This window comes from Helcobacillus massiliensis, from assembly GCF_014191425.1.
In the GTDB taxonomy this organism is placed as follows: domain Bacteria; phylum Actinomycetota; class Actinomycetes; order Actinomycetales; family Dermabacteraceae; genus Helcobacillus; species Helcobacillus massiliensis.
The window spans coordinates 734,933-752,421 of the sequence record NZ_JACHWP010000001.1; the positions used below are offsets into that span (position 1 = coordinate 734,933).

21 protein-coding genes are annotated in these 17,489 nt (G+C 69.5%); 9 read left to right on the plus strand and 12 right to left on the minus strand.

Going from position 1 to position 17,489, the window contains the following annotated elements:
* Window positions 1-534 precede the first annotated feature (534 nt).
* From FHX50_RS03345 to FHX50_RS03370, 6 genes are all read right to left on the minus strand, one after another.
* Complete coding sequence (locus tag FHX50_RS03345; RefSeq protein ID WP_183375244.1) at window positions 535-1,758, minus strand: IS110 family RNA-guided transposase; 1,224 nt, start codon at window positions 1,756-1,758, stop codon at window positions 535-537.
* A gap of 231 nt (window positions 1,759-1,989) precedes the next feature.
* Window positions 1,990-2,904, minus strand: coding sequence for an acyltransferase family protein (locus tag FHX50_RS03350; RefSeq protein WP_183374422.1), 915 nt, complete (start codon window positions 2,902-2,904; stop codon window positions 1,990-1,992).
* A gap of 394 nt (window positions 2,905-3,298) precedes the next feature.
* A complete protein-coding gene (locus FHX50_RS03355) occupies window positions 3,299-3,472 on the minus strand; it encodes a hypothetical protein (protein WP_183374424.1) in 174 nt (57 codons plus the stop codon).
* 57 nt (window positions 3,473-3,529) lie between these two features.
* Window positions 3,530-3,811: a type II secretion system F family protein gene (locus FHX50_RS03360; RefSeq protein ID WP_221187092.1), complete on the minus strand. Its 282-nt coding sequence runs from the start codon at window positions 3,809-3,811 to the stop codon at window positions 3,530-3,532.
* Window positions 3,812-3,893: 82 nt separating this feature from the next.
* Entirely contained in the window at window positions 3,894-4,655 is a 762-nt protein-coding gene (locus FHX50_RS03365) for a TrmH family RNA methyltransferase (RefSeq protein WP_183375325.1), read from the minus strand.
* Window positions 4,656-4,705: 50 nt separating this feature from the next.
* Window positions 4,706-5,497, minus strand: a complete 792-nt coding sequence (locus tag FHX50_RS03370; protein WP_183374435.1) for an ABC transporter ATP-binding protein — start codon at window positions 5,495-5,497, stop codon at window positions 4,706-4,708.
* Between the two features lie 64 nt (window positions 5,498-5,561).
* Between FHX50_RS03370 and FHX50_RS03375 the strand changes: the two genes are divergently transcribed.
* From FHX50_RS03375 to serB, 3 genes are read left to right on the plus strand one after another with little or no spacing between them, the layout of a single operon-like run.
* Window positions 5,562-7,046 carry an RNB domain-containing ribonuclease gene (locus FHX50_RS03375; RefSeq protein WP_183374437.1) on the plus strand — a complete coding sequence of 495 codons (1,485 nt, stop codon included), beginning with the start codon at window positions 5,562-5,564 and terminating at the stop codon, window positions 7,044-7,046.
* A complete protein-coding gene (locus FHX50_RS03380) occupies window positions 7,043-7,750 on the plus strand; it encodes a hypothetical protein (RefSeq protein ID WP_183374438.1) in 708 nt (235 codons plus the stop codon). Before FHX50_RS03375 ends, FHX50_RS03380 begins: the two co-directional genes overlap by 4 nt.
* Window positions 7,751-7,796: 46 nt before the next feature.
* Window positions 7,797-8,453: a phosphoserine phosphatase SerB gene (serB, locus tag FHX50_RS03385; protein WP_183374440.1), complete on the plus strand. Its 657-nt coding sequence runs from the start codon at window positions 7,797-7,799 to the stop codon at window positions 8,451-8,453.
* Between the two features lie 27 nt (window positions 8,454-8,480).
* On the opposite strand, the gene FHX50_RS03390 is transcribed toward serB, so the two are convergent.
* Window positions 8,481-8,969 (minus strand): SixA phosphatase family protein, encoded by a 489-nt coding sequence (locus FHX50_RS03390; RefSeq protein ID WP_239375310.1) that lies wholly within the window; start codon window positions 8,967-8,969, stop codon window positions 8,481-8,483.
* 70 nt (window positions 8,970-9,039) lie between these two features.
* Complete coding sequence (fabG, locus tag FHX50_RS03395; protein ID WP_183374449.1) at window positions 9,040-9,774, minus strand: 3-oxoacyl-ACP reductase FabG; 735 nt, start codon at window positions 9,772-9,774, stop codon at window positions 9,040-9,042.
* 131 nt (window positions 9,775-9,905) lie between these two features.
* Here fabG and FHX50_RS03400 point away from each other — a divergent pair, with 131 nt between their 5' ends.
* The 6 genes from FHX50_RS03400 to FHX50_RS03425 are packed head-to-tail and all read left to right on the plus strand — an operon-like array spanning window position 9,906 to window position 13,685.
* On the plus strand, window positions 9,906-10,874 hold the full coding sequence (locus FHX50_RS03400) for a hypothetical protein (protein WP_183374450.1): 969 nt from the start codon (window positions 9,906-9,908) through the stop codon (window positions 10,872-10,874).
* A gap of 2 nt (window positions 10,875-10,876) precedes the next feature.
* Window positions 10,877-11,278: a hypothetical protein gene (locus FHX50_RS03405; RefSeq protein WP_183374452.1), complete on the plus strand. Its 402-nt coding sequence runs from the start codon at window positions 10,877-10,879 to the stop codon at window positions 11,276-11,278.
* A complete protein-coding gene (locus FHX50_RS03410) occupies window positions 11,275-11,619 on the plus strand; it encodes a DUF3099 domain-containing protein (protein ID WP_183374454.1) in 345 nt (114 codons plus the stop codon). Before FHX50_RS03405 ends, FHX50_RS03410 begins: the two co-directional genes overlap by 4 nt.
* The gene (locus FHX50_RS03415; RefSeq protein WP_183374456.1) at window positions 11,616-12,512 is read left to right on the plus strand and encodes an SURF1 family cytochrome oxidase biogenesis protein; all 897 of its coding nucleotides are present in this window, start codon (window positions 11,616-11,618) and stop codon (window positions 12,510-12,512) included. The genes FHX50_RS03410 and FHX50_RS03415 overlap by 4 nt, the downstream gene beginning before the upstream one ends.
* Window positions 12,509-13,285 carry a glycerophosphodiester phosphodiesterase family protein gene (locus FHX50_RS03420; protein WP_239375308.1) on the plus strand — a complete coding sequence of 259 codons (777 nt, stop codon included), beginning with the start codon at window positions 12,509-12,511 and terminating at the stop codon, window positions 13,283-13,285. Before FHX50_RS03415 ends, FHX50_RS03420 begins: the two co-directional genes overlap by 4 nt.
* A 46-nt stretch (window positions 13,286-13,331) precedes the next feature.
* Window positions 13,332-13,685, plus strand: coding sequence for an RNA polymerase-binding protein RbpA (locus FHX50_RS03425; protein ID WP_183374458.1), 354 nt, complete (start codon window positions 13,332-13,334; stop codon window positions 13,683-13,685).
* 47 nt (window positions 13,686-13,732) lie between these two features.
* Here the strand turns inward: FHX50_RS03425 and FHX50_RS03430 are convergent, their stop codons facing one another.
* From FHX50_RS03430 to FHX50_RS03445, 4 genes are read right to left on the minus strand one after another with little or no spacing between them, the layout of a single operon-like run.
* Window positions 13,733-14,275 carry an FxsA family protein gene (locus FHX50_RS03430; RefSeq protein ID WP_183374460.1) on the minus strand — a complete coding sequence of 181 codons (543 nt, stop codon included), beginning with the start codon at window positions 14,273-14,275 and terminating at the stop codon, window positions 13,733-13,735.
* On the minus strand, window positions 14,272-15,066 hold the full coding sequence (locus FHX50_RS03435) for a polyprenol monophosphomannose synthase (protein WP_183374462.1): 795 nt from the start codon (window positions 15,064-15,066) through the stop codon (window positions 14,272-14,274). The genes FHX50_RS03430 and FHX50_RS03435 overlap by 4 nt, the downstream gene beginning before the upstream one ends.
* Window positions 15,063-16,685: an apolipoprotein N-acyltransferase gene (lnt, locus tag FHX50_RS03440; protein ID WP_183374464.1), complete on the minus strand. Its 1,623-nt coding sequence runs from the start codon at window positions 16,683-16,685 to the stop codon at window positions 15,063-15,065. The genes FHX50_RS03435 and lnt overlap by 4 nt, the downstream gene beginning before the upstream one ends.
* Window positions 16,682-17,485, minus strand: coding sequence for an amidohydrolase family protein (locus tag FHX50_RS03445; protein ID WP_183374466.1), 804 nt, complete (start codon window positions 17,483-17,485; stop codon window positions 16,682-16,684). Before FHX50_RS03445 ends, lnt begins: the two co-directional genes overlap by 4 nt.
* Between the last annotated feature and the right edge of the window lie 4 nt (window positions 17,486-17,489).

Below are 17,489 nucleotides of genomic sequence, written 5' to 3' on the forward strand. Positions count from 1 at the left end.
CGAACGTGCGTCCAATCTAGTGGGGCAAGGCGTGTTCGATCAACCCTGTGTTCGAATGTGGTGGTGTGGATGCGGAAGAAGGCGCGGGCGCAGATACGGGTGCGTATCCGGTACCACCACGCTCAACTGCTTTCGATCATTGCGGAGCAGGGGCGCTGGGATGCTTGCTGCTGCGCATTGAGAGCAATGCGGCAACCGCGTTGAGCAGGCCAGCGGAACCGATGACGGACCCCAGCACGACCGAGCGGGTCACGACAAAGCCCCAGGTCGATGTCGCCGAAGCAGACTGCGATCCCGAGGGTTGCGATCGATAGTCCAGCGATGAGGTTCTGCGCGGACCGGAAGCGAGCTTGGGGGGCGTGCGCTGTACCTCATGTTCGCCTCTTTCGAATGGCGTCGAGGTGGACCGGGACTGGACCCACGGGCTCGTCGATGGTCCGGGCCGCTGGCTTCCCTCGACTCCCGCCCCTCCTGACTCGAGGCGCCCCCTGAGCCTCCGGGCCCCGGGGTGGGGGGGTGTCCCTATGTTTCGAGTCAAGCCGCGAGAGCGGTCGGCTCGGGGGTAGGGGCGGTTGTCGGTGGCTGGTAGTAGGTGCCGTCGCGGAGCATGGCGTAGATGACGTTGCAGCGGCGGCGGGCTAGGCAGATCACGGCGGCGTTGTGCCGTTTGCCTTCGGCGCGTTTGCGATCGTAGTAGGCCTTGGAGATGGGGTCGTGGTTGGAGGCGACCCAGGCGGAGTAGAACAGGGCGTTCTTCAGGCGTTTGTTCCCTGACCGGGCGGGGAACTCTCCGCGGATCGAGGTGCCTGATCTGCGGGTGACCGGCGCGATCCCGGCATAGGCCGCGAGGTGGCTGGCGGACTCAAACGCGGAGCCATCACCGATCGCGAGGAGGATCTGGGCGGCGGTCTTGATGCCGATCCCCGGCATGCTCATCAAGACCGAGGCGAGAGGGAAGTCCTCCAGCATGCCCTCCACTTCGTGGGCCACGGTCGCGCGCTGTTCTTTCAGCTCTTTAACCTGGCCAGCGACTCGGGGGATCACCAGCTCAACCGCTGCGGTGGCGGGCACGATGACGGTCTGCTCGCTAAGGGCTGTGAAGATCTGCTCGACCAGCGTCTCGGGGTCGCGACGTGAATGCGCGCGGGCGAACCGCAGCACCTTCCCTCGGCCGGCACTTCGGAGGCCGGTGGGTCCGCCAAACTTCTCCAGCAGGTCCAGCACGAGCCCAGTGGAAAGCTTCCCGCCTGCGAAGACGCGCTCGAGCGCGGGGTGGATCTGGGTGAGCAGGGACCGGATCCGGTTCAGCGCCCTTGTGGTCTCGTGAGCGAGGTCCTCATCGAACCCGGCCAGAACCTTCAGCGCGGAGAGGACCTCGCTGTCACGATCGACCTGCCGGAGGGTGTGAGGCATGGTGCGGGCCGTGTCGGCGATGATGAAAGCATCCCGCGCATCAGTCTTTGACCTGCCCGGATACAGATCCGCGGCCTTCCGCATCGCCAATCCGGGAAGGTAGGCGACTGTGCAGCCGGTATCCCGGGCCACCGCGATCGGCAACGCTCCGATGGTGTTCGGCTGATCGACGACCAGCAGAACTTCGCCGTGGTTCTGCAGCTGGGTGAACAGCTCGCGAAGTTTGGTCTCGTCCTGCGGGAGGGGCTTGTCGAACAGCTTGTTCCCCTCCGGGTCGAGTGCGCACGCGTGGTGAGCTGTCTTCCCGACGTCCAGGCCGATCACGACCGCGAACCCTGTGTTCATGACGCTGTCCTCCGCATCACTGCTGGCCGCAGTCTCGACACCCGATGCCGGCACCCACGTTACGAAGAGACCTCAGACAGAGCTGGGCCGTGTCCCTATCAGCGGTCAACGCGTGTCTCTCGACCGGGCGGCAACACCCCCCGGACCATCAATGGCAGGGCAACAAAGCCATACCCGGCCGAGCGACCAGACCCCGTCCATCGGGGTGCTCACAAGGTAACGGGCGATTCGTCATGCCCGGCCGGCGCGCACGCCCTCACGCTTCGGGACCGGCAACCTGAACAGGAACGACTCCGACAGCCGCGTCAGCGCCAGCGGGACGCCGATCCCGACCACGAGCAGCAGCGGGCCCAGGACCCACCACGTCACGTCTCCGATCAGCAGGTACGCGACACCGATCGCAGGGAAGTGGGCGAGGTAGAAAACGATGGACCGCTCACCGATGAACTGCAGGCCCCGAGACCGGGGCGCACGCGGAGCGATCCACACGGCAGCGAGGATCCCCGCGAGTGAGACGAGGAAGCCGGCGATCGACTCATCCGATCCTTTCATCCAGACGGCCGCCGCAACGGCAGCTACGGCGAGCAGACAGGGGGCCCAGGCGCGGACGCCCTGCCATCGGTCCAGCCACCGCGCGAGGGCCGCGCCGGCAAAGAAGAACGAGCCGAACCAGAGCACTCGAACTACCGCGTTCGTGTCCGGGAACTGCGCCAGGATCACCATGGGGATCGGCCACACCCATGCGGGGATCCAGCGGGTCATCGGTGCGACCAGGTAGCAGGCGAGAAGGACAGCCAGGAACCAGAGGTGCCACGCCCCACCGGCCCAGGCCCAGATAGAGACCAACGTCGCGGGCGACAGCAAGACGATGCAGCTGATCACCATCCACAGCACGTACGGCCAGAGGATCCGCTGAACCTTCCCGGCGTAGAAGTCGCGCAGGGGTTTCGCCACAGACCGTGGGAGAAGCAGGCCCGAGAGTGCGAGCATCACAGGCATCCGGAACGGGAGCAGGAAGTCCATGACGGGCTGCCACGCTGGGGACGCACCGCCGAGGACGGCGGGGACCGTGAGCACGTGGTGGACGATGACGAGGATGATCGCCAGCCCGCGGAGCTCATCCATCCATTCGAGTCGCTTAGCCATGTGCGGATCCTAGCCTGACCTCGCGGTATGTGCGCATCGGTCCCGGGTGGGGGTCTCGGGATGGTCAGTACGCCAAACTGTCGCGGAGTTCGGCCGCGCACTCGTCGGACTCGCAGATCGGGCTCCGCGGGGCGGCAGGGTGGTCGCTGCACATCATGCACCAGCCGGTGCGCGGCGGGAGCCCTAGCAGCGTCCGAATCCAGTTCATGCCCGCATCGCAGCGGCCGGGGTCATACCCGCGTCCACTGCCCACCGATCGTCGGCCCGGACCCGCACGCGCATGTCCGCCAGCCGAGCATCGCCCGCGTCGCCCCGCACGGGCACGGCGTGGGGAGCGGCTCCGCCCAGCCCACACGGATCCGCCGGAGCCACGGGTCGGGGGCCGGGATCGCGGTCATGCCGGCTCCCAGCAGCCGGCGTCCTGCGACTCCTCACCGACTGATGCGAGAGGATCCACCGGCGCGGCCGCGTTCCGCTCGAACCAGGGGATCGGCTTGATTCCGGTCTTCATCTCCTCGACGGCGAGGCGGATACCGTAGGCCCAGTCGCGGTCTGCTTGACTGCTCATGGGCAAGAGCCTGCCGCATCCCTCCAACACTCGAGCATGCGTTCGAGAAAAGGCGGCTCAGGGTTTGAGGCTGATGGCGACGGTGACGCCATCGGTGAACCGGGTGATGGCCTCCAGGGACGTGCGCCGGCCCAGCTGGCGGAGCGCATCCTCCACGTCCGCTCCGGCACGGATATCCGCGACAGTGCGGCCGGGCTCATGCGCCAGGGGGCCGCTCGTGCTTCTACTGCCCCTCTCCATCGCCGCAACAGTGCCTTCACCGGCGCCGACCGCGAGAGCGAGCAGGTCCGCAACCGTCGGGAAGGGGAACAGTCGTGCCCACGACCCCAACCAGCTCACCAGCACCCGCGGGCATGATTCACAGAAATTATGGACAGACCGTGACATCCGGCAGCCAGGCGTCCGACGCCGCGGGGCGGTCTCAGGCCAGTGCGAGCTCCGCCTGCCGCTGCCAGAACACAACAGCGCTCGCCGCCGCGACGTTCAACGAGTCCACTCCCCCGCTCATCGGGATGATGATCGTGCCGTCCACTCGCGACAGGGTGGACCGCTTCAGCCCGTGCCCCTCGGTGCCGAGGATGAACGCGACCTTCCCCCCGGGGCCGAGCTCGGCGTCCTGCAGCGGCACCGACCCCTCTTCCAGCGCCAGCGCGTAACTGGTGAACCCGTGCTCGCGCAGCACATCCAGGCCATGCGGCCACGCTTCCAGGCGGGTCCACGGCACCTGGAACACCGTCCCCATGGAGACCCGAATGGACCGCCGGTACAGCGGGTCCGCGCTCGACGGCGTCACCAGCACCGCATCCACTCCGAGTGCCGCCGCGGAGCGGAACATCGCGCCCAGGTTCGTGTGGTCCACGATGTCCTCGAACACCGCCACAGTGCGTGCACCTGCGAGGACCTCCGCCACCGTCGGCAGCTCGGGGCGGTGCATCGCCGCCAGTGCCCCGCGGTGCACATGGAAACCGGTGGTCTGCTCGAGCACGTCCTCGCTGGCCACGAACACGGGGACCGATGGATCCTTCTCGAACAGCGGCGCGAACTTCTCCAGCCACTTCTCACTCATCATGAACGACCGCGGGCGGCACCCCGACCGCAGCGCCCGGTCGATGACGTTGAAGCTCTCCGCCATGAACAGACCGCACTCCGTCTCCAGAGCACGGCGCAGGTTCACGTCCGTCATCGAGTGGTAGTCCCGCAGGCGCTCATCCTGCGGGTCCTCGAAGCGGATGATCACGAGAGGGTGAGGGCCCGCGCAGTGAAGCGCTCCCCCTTCTTCTCCGCCACCAGGGGCAGGCCGAACGTCTTCGTCAGGTTCTGGGAGGTCAGCACGTCGCTGATCGCGCCGGCCTTCACGATCTCGCCGCCGCGCAGCAGGACAGCGTGCGTGCAGCCCGGCGGGATCTCCTCCACGTGGTGCGTCACCAGCACGGTCACCGGGGTGGCGGGATCCTTCGCGAGGATGCCGAGGGCGCGCACGAGGTGCTCACGGCCGCCCAGATCGAGGCCGGACGCGGGCTCATCCAGCAGCAGCAGCTCCGGGTCCGTCATCAGAGCGCGCGCCGAGAGCACGCGCTTCTTCTCCCCGGTGGACAGCGTGCCGAAGCGCCGATCGGCGAGCTTCCCAGCGCCGAACACGGTCAGGAGGCGGCGCGCGCGCTCCACATCGGAGTCCTCATACTCTTCGCGCCAGCGGCCCACCACCGAGTACCCGGCGGTGACCACAACGTCCAGCACACGCTCACCGGCGGGAATGGAGTCGGCGAGGGCCTGGCTGGCGAGGCCGATCATGGGGCGCAGCTCGAACACGTCGGTGCGGCCCACGCGCTCATCGAACAGGTCCACGGTGCCGGAGCTGGGGTGCATGCGCGCCGCCAGCAGGGAGATCAGGGTGGACTTCCCAGCGCCATTGGGGCCGAGCACCACCCAGCGCTCCCCCTCGCTGATCGTGAGGGAGACGTCCTTCAGCAGGTGCTTCTCACCTCGGCGAACACTGACGCTGTTCAGCTGCGCAACAGGAACCATGCCACCAACCCTACCGCCCGCTCCCCCCACCCTGGAGGCAGGGCGCGCCCGTACACTGGCGCGCATGACGAACCGAACGGTGAGACTGTCCGCCCACGGCGTCGCGGCCGATGAGATCCGCGCCGCCATCGATGTCCTGGTCGCCGCCACCGAGGTTCCGGTGGAGTTCCCGCCCGCCGTCCTGGAGGCCGCTGAACGCGCCGCCGGCTCCTGGCAGAACGGCGAGGTGGAACGCGAGGACCTGCGGGACATCCCGTTCGTCACCCTCGACCCCGCCTCCTCCACCGACCTCGACCAGGCGCTGCACATCGACCCCGATGGGGACGGCTTCCGCGTCCGCTACGCCATTGCGGATGTGCCCGCCTTCGTGCACCTCGGGGACGTGATCGATCAGGAGGCGCGTCGGCGCGGCGCCACCGTGTACCTCCCGGGCCGACGGGTTCCGCTGCACCCCGAGGTGCTGAGCGAAGGAGCGGCATCCCTGCTGCCGGACCAGGACGCTCCCGCATTCGTGTGGGACATGCGCCTGGACGCGGCCGGCGCCGTCACCGCCTGCAGCCTCACCCGTGCCGTGGTCCGCAGCCGCGAGAAGCTCGCCTACGACGCTGTCCAGCACGACCTCGACGCCGGCCAGGGCCACCCCATGATGCTGCTCCTGCAGCAGGTCGGCGACCTCCGCATCGAACAGGAGAAGCTGCGCGAGGGCGCCTCGCTGAACACGCCGGAGCAGGAGGTGGAGGAGAACGAGGACGGCAGCGTCCGCCTCGCCTGGCGCACCCCGCAGCCGATCGAGGACTCCAACGCGCAGATCTCCCTCATGACGGGCATGGCCGCAGCGCAGATGATGATCGATGCCGGTGTCGGCATCCTGCGCACCATGCCCGCCCCCACCGATGAGGCCCGCACCCGTTTCCGTCTGCAGGCGGAGGCCCTCGGCATCACCTGGGCCGACGGTCAGCCGTACGGGCAGTTCCTCCGCACCCTCGATTGGCGCAACCCGCAGCATCTCGCGCTGCTCAACCACGCAGGGGTGCTGTTCCGCGGTGCCGGATACCTGCCGCTCGGGGCCCCGCCGGCCGACGACGACGCGGACGAGGCGCCCAGCCTGGAGCAGGCCGCGATCGGCGCCCCGTACGCCCACGTCACCGCGCCGCTGCGCCGCCTCGTGGACCGCTTCGGACTCCTCGTCTGCTGGATGATCAGCACCGACCGCGCCATCCCCGCTGAGCTGCGCGCCGCCCTCGGCGAACTGCCGGAGATCATGAAGTCCACCGGTTCCGTCGCCGGGAAGCTGGAGCGCGAAGCGGTGGATCTCGTGGAGGTGCTGAGCCTGAAGCCGTTCGTGGGCCAGGAGTTCACCGGCACCGTCATCAAACGCTCCGACGGGGAGAAGCCGCGCGTGGAGGTGCAGCTCGTGGAACCACCCGTCACCACGTGGGTGGCCGCCGACGCCGACCTCGGCACGCACGTTCGACTCCGCCTGGAACGGATCGCTGAACCGGAGAAGGACGGCGCGATCCCCACCGCCGAGTTCAGCCTCCTGACGTGACGGCGATCCCTGTGCCGCGCCTGGCGGTGCTGTCCTCCTGGACGCACGGTCTGCTGCGCGGCCGCCTCTGCGCCGACGGGCTCCTCGACCAGCTCGACGGCCCCGAGTTCTTCTTCGCTCCCCCGTTCGACCCGGCGGCGTGGCTGCTGGACCTGCAGCTGATGCACCGCCCCATCGTGAACCTCGTGCTGCCGCAGCCCGGGCGGATCGCCGGCCTCATCGGCCCGCCCCCGGCGATCGCGGCGGCGCTGGACGCAGGGCAGGCGCTCGTGGTCGCCGACGGGCCCCTCGCCCACCACACCCTCACGGTCCACCGCCAGGATCCGCACCACCGCACCCTCGTGGTGGATCGGCACAACGCCCCACCGAACCGGCCCGTCACGCCGCAGCGGACCGACGGGGCCCGGGAGCACCTGTTCCGCTGCCTGCAGGACGCGGCTGACCGCGCGCAGCGCCTGGACATCGTGCTGGAGGAACCCGTCGGCCCCGCGGAGCTGCCCGACGACTGGTTCCTGATGGAGCCCCACCCCGGGATCGACGCGGGGCATGTGGAAACCGCGCGGATCGCGGGCCGCGCCGCGGTGCAGTGCGAGCGGCTTCTGGAGGACCCGGACCTCGATACGGCGCGACGGGAGTTGGTGCGGGATCTGCATGATGCTGCCCGCAGCGCCCTCAGCGCGGTCCTCTCCTCCTCACCAGTGTGAGCGCGGCTAGACTGCGCAGACGAGAGCCCCGTCGAAAGGACATGCTGTGGTTGACACCGCCTACCGCGGACTGCTGATCTCCGACGTCGACTCCACCTTCCTCACGCAGGAGGTGATCGAACTGGTCGCCGACTACGCCGGCGTGCGCGACGACGTCGAAGAGGTGACGCTGCGGGCGATGCGCGGCGAACTGGACTTCGCCGAGTCTCTGCACCACCGCGTCGCCGCCCTCAAGGGCCTGCCCGCCACCGTCATCGACGAGGTGCGCGAGCAGCTCGTGCCGACCCCTGGCGCGCTCGAACTCGCCTCCGAGGCGATCGAGCGCGGCTGGCTGGTGGCGCTGGTGTCCGGCGGCTTCGAGGAGATCATCACTCCGCTCGCGGAGCAGGTCGGCATCCAGTCGGTGCTGGCGAATCGCTTCGAGGTGGCCGACGGGCACCTCACCGGCAGGGTCGACGGCCCGATCGTGGACCGCGAAGCGAAGGCGATGCAGGCGCGGTTCCTGTCCGCCGCGCACGGTGTGCCGCGCGAGCGCATCATCGCCCTCGGCGACGGCGCCAACGACATCGACCTCATGGCGGAGGCCGGCCTCGCGGTGGGGTTCCACCCGAAGCCGGCCCTGCGGGAGGTTGTGGACCTCGTGATCGACGGCCCGTCCCTCGACCCGGTGCGTGAGCACCTGGCCCGACTCGACGGGTTCTGAGCGACGGCCCGGCCGTTCGCTGGGCCGTCAGCCGCGCAGCAGCGCGTGCAGGCTCAGCGAATCCTCACCGAGCTCAGCCCACGAGCCGAGGCGGCCGCTGAAGACGCTGACGGACCCCGTCGGCATCCCCAGCCGCACCTGTGCGGTCGCACCCGAATCGGACGACTCCTCATCGGCGAGGTGGGAGGCGAGCGAGGACATGACCGGCTCGTGGCCTATCACCAGCACCACCGATTCGTCGGCGGGCAGGCGGTGGAGCTCCTCGAGCACCTCAGCAGGTCCGGTGGCGTAGAACTCGTCGTGGACGCTGACGTCCCCGTCGAAGTCCGGAAGACCGGGGCGCAGCGCATCCCACGTGTCGCGGGTGCGCTGCGCGGAGGAGACGAGGACTCGGGTCGGGCAGATGCCCTGCGAACGGAGGTAGTCGCCGACGGCGCGGGCCTGAGTGACGCCCTTGGAGGCCAGAGGGCGCTCCTTATCGGTGGGGGCGGAGTTCTCCGCTTTGCCGTGGCGCATGAGCAGAAGCATCCGACTCGGAGGTTCGTCGTTCACAAGTCCTCTTCCTGTGTGATGGGGACGGTCCGAATCAGTGTCCCATACCGAGGCCGCCGTCGACCGGGATGACAGCACCGGAGATGTAGGCGGCGTCATCGGAGGCGAGGAACGCGGCGACCTTCGCCACCTCCTCCGGCTGGGCGAAGCGGCCCGCCGGGATCGCCTTCTGGTACTCCTTCTTCAGATCGTCGCTGAGCTGCTGGGTCATCTCCGTGTCGATGTAGCCGGGGGCGATGACATTCGCGGTGATTCCGCGGGAGCCGAGCTCACGGGTGATGGAGCGCGCCATGCCGACCAGGCCGGACTTGGAGGCGGCGTAGTTGACCTGGCCCGGGGAGCCGTACAGGCCCACCACGGAGGAGATCAGGATGATGCGGCCCTTCTTCTTTCGCATCATGCCTTTGATGGCGCGCTTCACGGAGCGGAACGCACCCGTGAGGTTGGTGCCGAGGACGTTCTCGAAGGAGTCGTCGCTCATGCGCAGCAGCAGCTGGTCGTCGGTGATGCCGGCGTTGGCGACCAGCACCTCGATCGGGCCGTTCTTCTCCTCCGCCTCAGCGAACGCGGCGTCCATGGAGGCGGAGTCGGTGACGTCCGCAGCCACGGTGAGCGCGCCGTCGGGGCCGCCCGTGCCGGAGCGGGAGGTGACGGCGACCTTGTCGCCGAGGGACAGGAAGTGCTCTGCGAGGGCGTAGCCGATGCCTCGGTTGCCGCCGGTGATCAGGACGCTGCGTGCGGTCACCGCGTTCTCCTTCGATGGGGTCATGAATGGGCCCCGCTACCCTATCGCGGCCGCCTGGTGCGCTGATCGCCCCCGCGAACCCGGCACGGTCGTACACTGGTGGCCGCACCCACTGACCGATGCATCCCTGCAGCAGGGGAAGGGACACGACCACTATGGCACTGCGCTTCAACCCACCGCCCAACTGGCCGCCGGCAGAACCGGGCTGGACACCGCCCGAAGGCTGGCAGCCGGACCCCGCGTGGGGCGAAGCGCCCGCCGACTGGCAGTACTGGGTGGAGGACGACGCGGACGACTCCGCCTCCCACGCCGGTGCCGCAGGCTCCGCGTCCGAAACAGGTTCGTCCGCGACGGGCTCCTCCGCGGCGAGCGCCGCCCCCGCCCCGATGTTCGGCGCCGGTGACAGTGAGCCCTCCGGCGCGACCACGCAGAACTGGACACCGATCCAGGCGCAGGGCGTGCCGGAGAAGAAGGGCTTCTTCGCCCGGTTCTGGTGGCTGACCTGCCTGGTGCTGCCGCTGCTGCTCGCGATCCTTGCCGCAATCGCCCTGTCCTTCTACTTCTTCAAGGGCGACGACGAGGCGACAGCTGACCCGTCGCCCAGCCCCAGCTCCAGCTCCAGCGCACCGGCTGACCCGACCACCACGTCTGAGGCCCCGTCACCCACTGAGACTGCTGAGCCCACGCCGAAGGAACCGCTGGTCAAGCCGGACAAGAACGCTGAGAAGAAATCTGTGGTCACCTTCTCCGGCTCCGGTGAGGTGGTCCTCTCCACCCGCTGGTCCGACGGCAGCGACATCAAGACGAGCGACGGCGAACCGGTGGACAAGCCCACCAACGGCACCTACCTCGTGGTGACGGTTCAGACCACCTCGAAGTCCGGAAAGATCCACCAGAACCCGCTGAACGTCCGGGTCAACACCCCGTACGGCGGTGTGGTGGATGTCGCGCGCACCTCCTACAGCCAGTCCGATGAAGCGGGCCTGAACACGTTGGACTACGACCTCGAAGAGGGCGAGTCCGGCACCATGCGCATCCTGTACGACATCAAGAAGGTCCCGGACCTCACCATCACCTGGAACGGTGACAAGTCCGGCGCCAAGTGGGCAGTCCCCGAGAAGTGACCGTGTCCCGCTTCAACCCCGCCCCCGCCTGGCCGGAGCCGCCCAGTGCCGACTGGGAGCCTCCGGCCGGGTGGGTGCCTCCCGCTGACTGGCCCACCCCGCCGGCGGGGTGGCGCTGGAACGCGGAGGAGCTGCCGACGGATGCTCCCCTGGCGCCGAGCGGCTCGCTGCGCGCCAGCGGAGCCCGCCTCCAGCGCGGCACCGACCTCGACTATCCCCTGGCCGTGACCGCACCGGGCGTCCTCGCCGATTCCCCCACCGCCCAGGACATTCCCGAGGCTGAGATCCGCCGCCCATCCCGCCGCGTGGACGCGGTCATCGCGGTGATCAGCACCGGGATCGTGGGCGGCACCGTGTACCTGTTCCTGCGACTCCTCGACCACGCGGCCGTGCTGCCGCAATGACCGACCAGTTCGCCGCTCCCCCGCCTCCGGCTCCGAAGGCCCGCTCCGAGGACGTCTCGCACCGCCTGCGGATCTACTCCATCAACATGGCGATCCGCATGATCTGCTTCGTGCTGATCCTCATCGTGCCCGGCTGGTGGAAGCTCGTGATGCTGGTCGCTGCGGTCCTCATCCCCCTGTTCGCGGTGATGTTCGCCAATGACCAGGACCGCGAGGGGCAGAGCTCCCCTCCGCCCGAGCCGTCGGGCGGACCTCTGCTCCTGGAGTCATCAGCGCCCGTGGTTATCATCGACTCCGACGGCCGCATCATCGACGAGGACAGCACGACCAGCGAAGAATGAAGACCCTGCTCACACCCCGGTGGGCGCTCGCCCTCCTCCTCGTGCTCGCCGCCGTCACCGCGTGCATCCTGCTCGGCCGCTGGCAGTTCCACCGCTACGAAGCGAAGGCTGAGGCCGTCGCCACCATCGAACGCAACTACGACGCCGCACCCGTCGACCCCGCCGGTCCACTCCCCTCCCCGACCTCTGCGCTGCGGGCTGAGGACGACTACACCCAGGTCACCATGACCGGGCAGTACCGGTCCGAGGACACCCTGTTCGTGCGCAACCGCACCCGTGCCTCCCAGGTCGGGTTCCTGCAGCTCGTCCCCTTCACCGACGGCGAGCGCACCCTGCTGGTGGTGCGCGGCTGGGTACCCGCTGCGAAGGTCGAGTCGACACCGGCGGGCTCACCCCCGCTGCCGGACGGCACCGTCACCCTCACCGCCCACCTGAGGCCGACGGAGCCCCGCCTCGGCCGGGCGCAGACCGACGGCCAGGTGCAGTCGATCAACGTCCCCGATGTCCAGGGGCAGACCGGGCCGCTGCCCGGAGTCATGACGGGCGCCTACGGCACGATGATCAGTGAGGACCCGTCGGCACCACCGGCCGATGCGTCCGCGCCGCTGATGCCGGTGGAGCGGCCCGAGACCGACACCGGACCACACCTGTCGTACGCGTTCCAGTGGTGGGTGTTCGCGGCGTTCTTCCCCGTCGGATTCGTGGTGGCGGCGCGCCGCGCCGTCCTGGATGAGCGCGATGCCCGCGCCGAGAGCGGTGACCCAGACGCGGAGGCGGCCGACGGATCTCGGACCGATGGCCCTTCCGCCCGCAGCGCCGGCGCGAAGCGGCCGCGGCGACGACTCAGCGACGAAGACGAAGAGGACATGCTGGTGACAGGAGAAGGACTGTGAGAAGCGGGTTCATGCCCGGTGAGCTGCCGCGCGGCATCGCCCACCGCGGCTTCGCCCCGGACGGTGACGAGAACACGCTGGAGGCCTTCCACCGGGCCGTCGCAAACGGCGCGGACGTCATCGAAACCGACGTGCACGCCACCGCCGACGGCATCGCCCTCACCGTGCACGATCCGCAGATCCGCTGCGGCGCCACGGGCGACGAGCACACCGTCGCCGAGAGCCGCCTGCAGGACCTGCGCGGAGTGCGCGTGGGCGGCCTCAGCCCCATTCCCACCCTCGAGGACGTCCTCGGGGACCTGGACGTCCCGGTCAACATCGACATCAAAGCGGAGCAGGCGATCCTGCCGACCGCCCGAGCGATCGTCCGCGCCGGCGCGCAGGACAGGGTGTGCCTCGCGGGCTTCACCGGTGCCTATCCGCGGCGGGCGGCGGCGATGATCACCGGCATGACCGGGGTGCGGGTGAGGCGCAGCCCGTCACTCGCGCCGATGGCGGCGATCCGCCTGGCCGACGCGCTCGAACTGCCCGGCACGGATACCCTGCTGCGCCGCTGGGACGCACTGCAGGTGCCGGAGCAGGTGCGGGGTGTGCGGGTGGTGACCGAGCGCCTCATCGCGAAGGCGCACCGGGCAGGCTGCGAGGTGCACGTGTGGACGGTGGATCACCCCGGGGACATGCGGCGCCTGCTGGAGATGGGGGCGGATGGTATTATCACTAACCGCATCGATCTGTGGAATACACAGGTCAGCCCGCGCGTTGACCGGGTGTGAGCAGATCGCCACACGCACCGAATCAGTGGAAGAAGGCTGGAACTAGATGAGCTCTCGCTCGCTGAGAGGAACCCGGCTGGGTTCGCTGTCCATGGAGACCGACGAGGGCGTCCTCGCGGCACCCCGCCAGGAGTCGCCGTACGACTGCCCCAACGGCCACACCACGATCCTCCCGTTCTCCGTGGAGGCGGATGTTCCGCTCGTGTGGGAGTGCCGCTGCGGCGCCACCGCCGTGCTGCGCGACCACGAGAAGCCCGATGAGAAGCCGGGTCGCCCCGTCCGCACCCACTGGGACATGCTGCTGGAGCGCCGCTCCGAGGAAGAGCTGCAGGTCCTCCTGGACAAGCGCCTCGACCTGCTGCGCCGCGGCCGCCTCCACTCCAACCGTCACTTCCTGTGACGCTGTGAGGCTCCGCGCACGCTGAGATGCGCACGCGGTCCGCAGCCTCAGGCGCGGGGGTCCTCCCCCTTCTCACGCACCACGCCGCCCTCGATCATCGGGGGCGGCGTCTGCGTTGCCGCATGCGACCCAGTGGAGGACGCCCGGTCATCCGAGGTCACCACGATCTCCCCCTCGATCACCCCGCCGCGGCCCCGGAAGAACAGCTGCCGACGATTCGCGGACCCCAGGCCCGCCTTCTTCATTGCGGAGTCCTGCACCGGGGTCAACAGCAGAGCGAGGCCCGCCAGGTCCGTGAGGATACCGGGGAAGAAGAACAGCAGCGCCGCCATCAGAGTGAACACGGGACGGGACCGGCGCGAGGAGGAACGGGAGCCGTCGCGCAGCGTGCGGATCAGCGCACCGAGGCGACTCATCGACTGCTGCGTGGCCAGCACCAGCAGGGCGATGCCGATCAGCCAGCCGATCACCACGATGAGAACCGGCCACCAGAAGCTCGTGTTGACCCCGATCGCGATCAGGATCGCGAGCTCCGCCAGGCCGATCAGCAGAATCCACAGCGGCAGCAGGGACATCGCCTTCTCTTTCACCGTCGACTCCTTCGGGCCTGGACGATACGGTCGGCCCATCCTCCCACCGTGGCCTGGAGGCGACGCCCATGATGGGCCGCGCCCCACTGAGTGACCCGAACGAGCGCCTCGCGGACGATCGCGGAGCTCATCTTCGAAGCGCCCTCGGTGCGCTCATCGAAGTCGATCGGGACCTCCACGATGCGGGCCCCGGCACCGTCGGCACGACGCGTCATGTCGACCTGGAAGCAGTACCCCTGGGACGCGACCGCATCCCCGGCCAGGACAGTGCGCAGCAGGTCGGCGCGGAATGCTCGGAATCCCGCGGTGGCGTCGTGAACGGACAGGCCGAGCATGAGGCGTGCGTAGATATTGGCGCCGCGGGACAGCACCTCCCGGTGCGCCGGCCAGTTGTGCACGCGCCCGCCCGGCACCCACCGTGACCCGATGGCGAGGTCCGCGCCGGCGTCCACGGCATCGAGGAGCCGATGCAGCTGCTCGGGGCGGTGGGAGGCGTCTGCGTCCATTTCACCGATGACCTCGTAGCCGCGCTCCAGCGCCCACGCGAATCCCTCCAGGTAGGCGGGGCCCAGGCCCTGTTTGCTGGCCCGGTGCAGGACATGGATCCGTCGGCGGCCCTCGGCGGCCTCATCGCGCAGCGCTTCCTGTTCGGCCCAGGTGCCGGTTCCATCGGGTGAGCCGTCGTCCACGATGAGGGCGTCCACGTGCGGCAGCGCGGTCAGCAGGCGGCGCAGGGTGCCCGGCAGGGCCTCGCGTTCGTTGAATGTGGGGGTGACGATGATGGTCCTCATCGGGTCTTCCTCCTGCGTGGGGGCATCGTGCGTGAGGGCTGTGCGGGGGCGGGGCTGCGCTCCGGAATAAGGGCGAGCAGCACGAGGACGGCGGCGGAGCCGACCACGGGAGCCCACCGGATCAGGGTGCCGAACCGCATCGCCGGGGTGATGCCGGTGTGCAGGGGAACATCCGCCTGCATCGACCCGGCGACCCAATGGTCAAGGGAGGCGATGGTGCGGCCGTTCGGGGTGAACACGGCGGAGTGCCCCACGGTGGAGATGTGCACCACTGAGCGGCCGGAGACCACCGCCATCACCTTCGCTTCGGCGAGCTGCTGGATCGCTTCGTCGGAGTCGCCGAACAGCGCGTTGTTGGACTGCACCACGATCATCTGTGCATCATCGGCGACGACGTCCTGGACAAGGTTCTCGTAGGCGATCTCGAAGCAGATGAGGACGCCGACGGGTGCCCCCGCAACCTGCATCACCCCGACTTCACTGCCGGCGACCATGTCGGTGGCGACGAGTTCGACCTTGTCGGTGATGCGGGAGAAGAACCCGCGCGCCGGAATGTACTCCCCGAAGGGCACGGGGTGGCGCTTCGCGTACTGCTGGGCGGTGGGGCCGTTCTCGTCCACGAGGATCGCCATGTTCCTGCGGTTGTCGCGGCCGTGCGGCACCTGCGCGCCGATGAGGATGGGTGCACCGGCCTGCCAGGAGAGGTCGGCGACCTGAGCCATGCGGGACGGCTGCGAAGGCGCGTTCCAGCCGGTGGAGTCCTCCGGCCACACCACGAGGTCCGGCTCATGCGCGGGCCGGGTCCCGGACGCTGCTGCTCCGCTGTTGGACAGCGCGGTCCGGGTCGCCGCGACATGGTTGTCGAACATCTCCTCCGGCAGGTAGTACGAGCCCGGTGGCGGCGGCTTCACATTGCCCTGCACCGCGGTGACCGCAAGGCTGCGCGGCTCGGTGGCCGACGGATTCCGCGGAAGCGGCACCACCACGGATGCCGCGATGACCAGAGCTGCCGTCAGCAGCGGCAGGAGAGCCCCGAGCCCGTCGAGGCGGTCACGGCGGCGACCGGCGAGCCCCAGCAGACAGGACGCGACCGCGGCCCCCATCCAGCCGAGCACGACGGCGAGCCCCGGCACCCCGATCCACGGGCCGAGGTTCAGCAGCGGCGAATGGGCGAGGGAGAACGCCGACGCCGCCCACGGCAGGCCGCCCCACGGCACATGCGAGCGGACCGCTTCGGTGCCCGCCCACAGCACACCGATCGCAAGGGCGGGCAGCAGCCCGTGGCCCCAGCGGGCGAGGACCGCGCGGGAACCGAGGGCGAACAGCAGCAGGTAGCAGGCTTCGAAAACCGCCAGTGCCGCCCATGGTCCGAGCCCGGCGTAGATGTTCGCCCACGCGAACAGCGGGAGGAAGGCGCACACCCCGAACACGATGGCGACCACTGCAGCGATCGACCGGCGCTCCGTGTGGGAGGCGATGACGAGCAGACCGATCGCCACCGGCAGCAGGAACCACAGGTCCGCGGGTGGGAACGACTGGCTGAACAGGACCCCGCCGACGGCCGCGAGGATCACGGCGACGCCGCCGGGGGTGCGCAGCGAGGTGGGGCGGGAGGTCACTCCCCCGGCTCCAGTGCCTGGGGGGCGTCGAGCTCCCCGGCATCGAACACGACCTCGCCGTCCTTCATGGTGAGCAGGGCGCGCGGTTCGCCGTCGGTGAGGTCCGGCAGCATCGGGGTGCGGGAGCGGGGGTCCGTGGACCAGGTCTGGATGCGTTCGTCATTGCCGCGGACCGTCAGGTCCCACGGCTCCCACACCACCAGGTCAGCGGGCGCGCCCGGGTTCAGGGACCCGGGATGGTGCTGCCCGAGGAGGCGGCGGCCGCCGCGGGTAGCGGCGAGGAACGCGGCCCTTTCGGAGATGCGCTTGTCAGGGTCAGCGTCGATGCTGGCGGCGCGCACCCAGCGCCAGGGTGAGCCGTCCTCCCCTCCGGAGCCGAACGCGATGGCGGTGCCGCCGGAGGCCTCCGCGAGGTAGTCCACCGCGATGTCGATCATCGGCACGATGATGCGCACCCCGTCCTGCATGCCGCGGCCGGAGGCGGCGGGGCCCACATCGGTGATGCCGAGCGCGGCCCGCGGCGCGGCGTACCCGTCGCCGGCGGCGGGGACCGACGGGTCCTCGTGGCCCTCGGCGGAGGCGCCGGAACGACCGGCGATGGTGCGGCCCACCGGCAGGGCGTCCACGAACGACGGGGAGACCAGGCACCCGTCGGCCCGAATCGCGGGTGTGCCGGTGAACAGGGCGCGCGCCGTGGAAGCGGGGCCGGTCCAGGCGATAACGCCGTCGTCGATGAGGACGGCGCTCGCTTCGGGGTCGTCCGAGCTGTACAGAACGATGTCGAGCAGCAGAAGGGGCATGGGC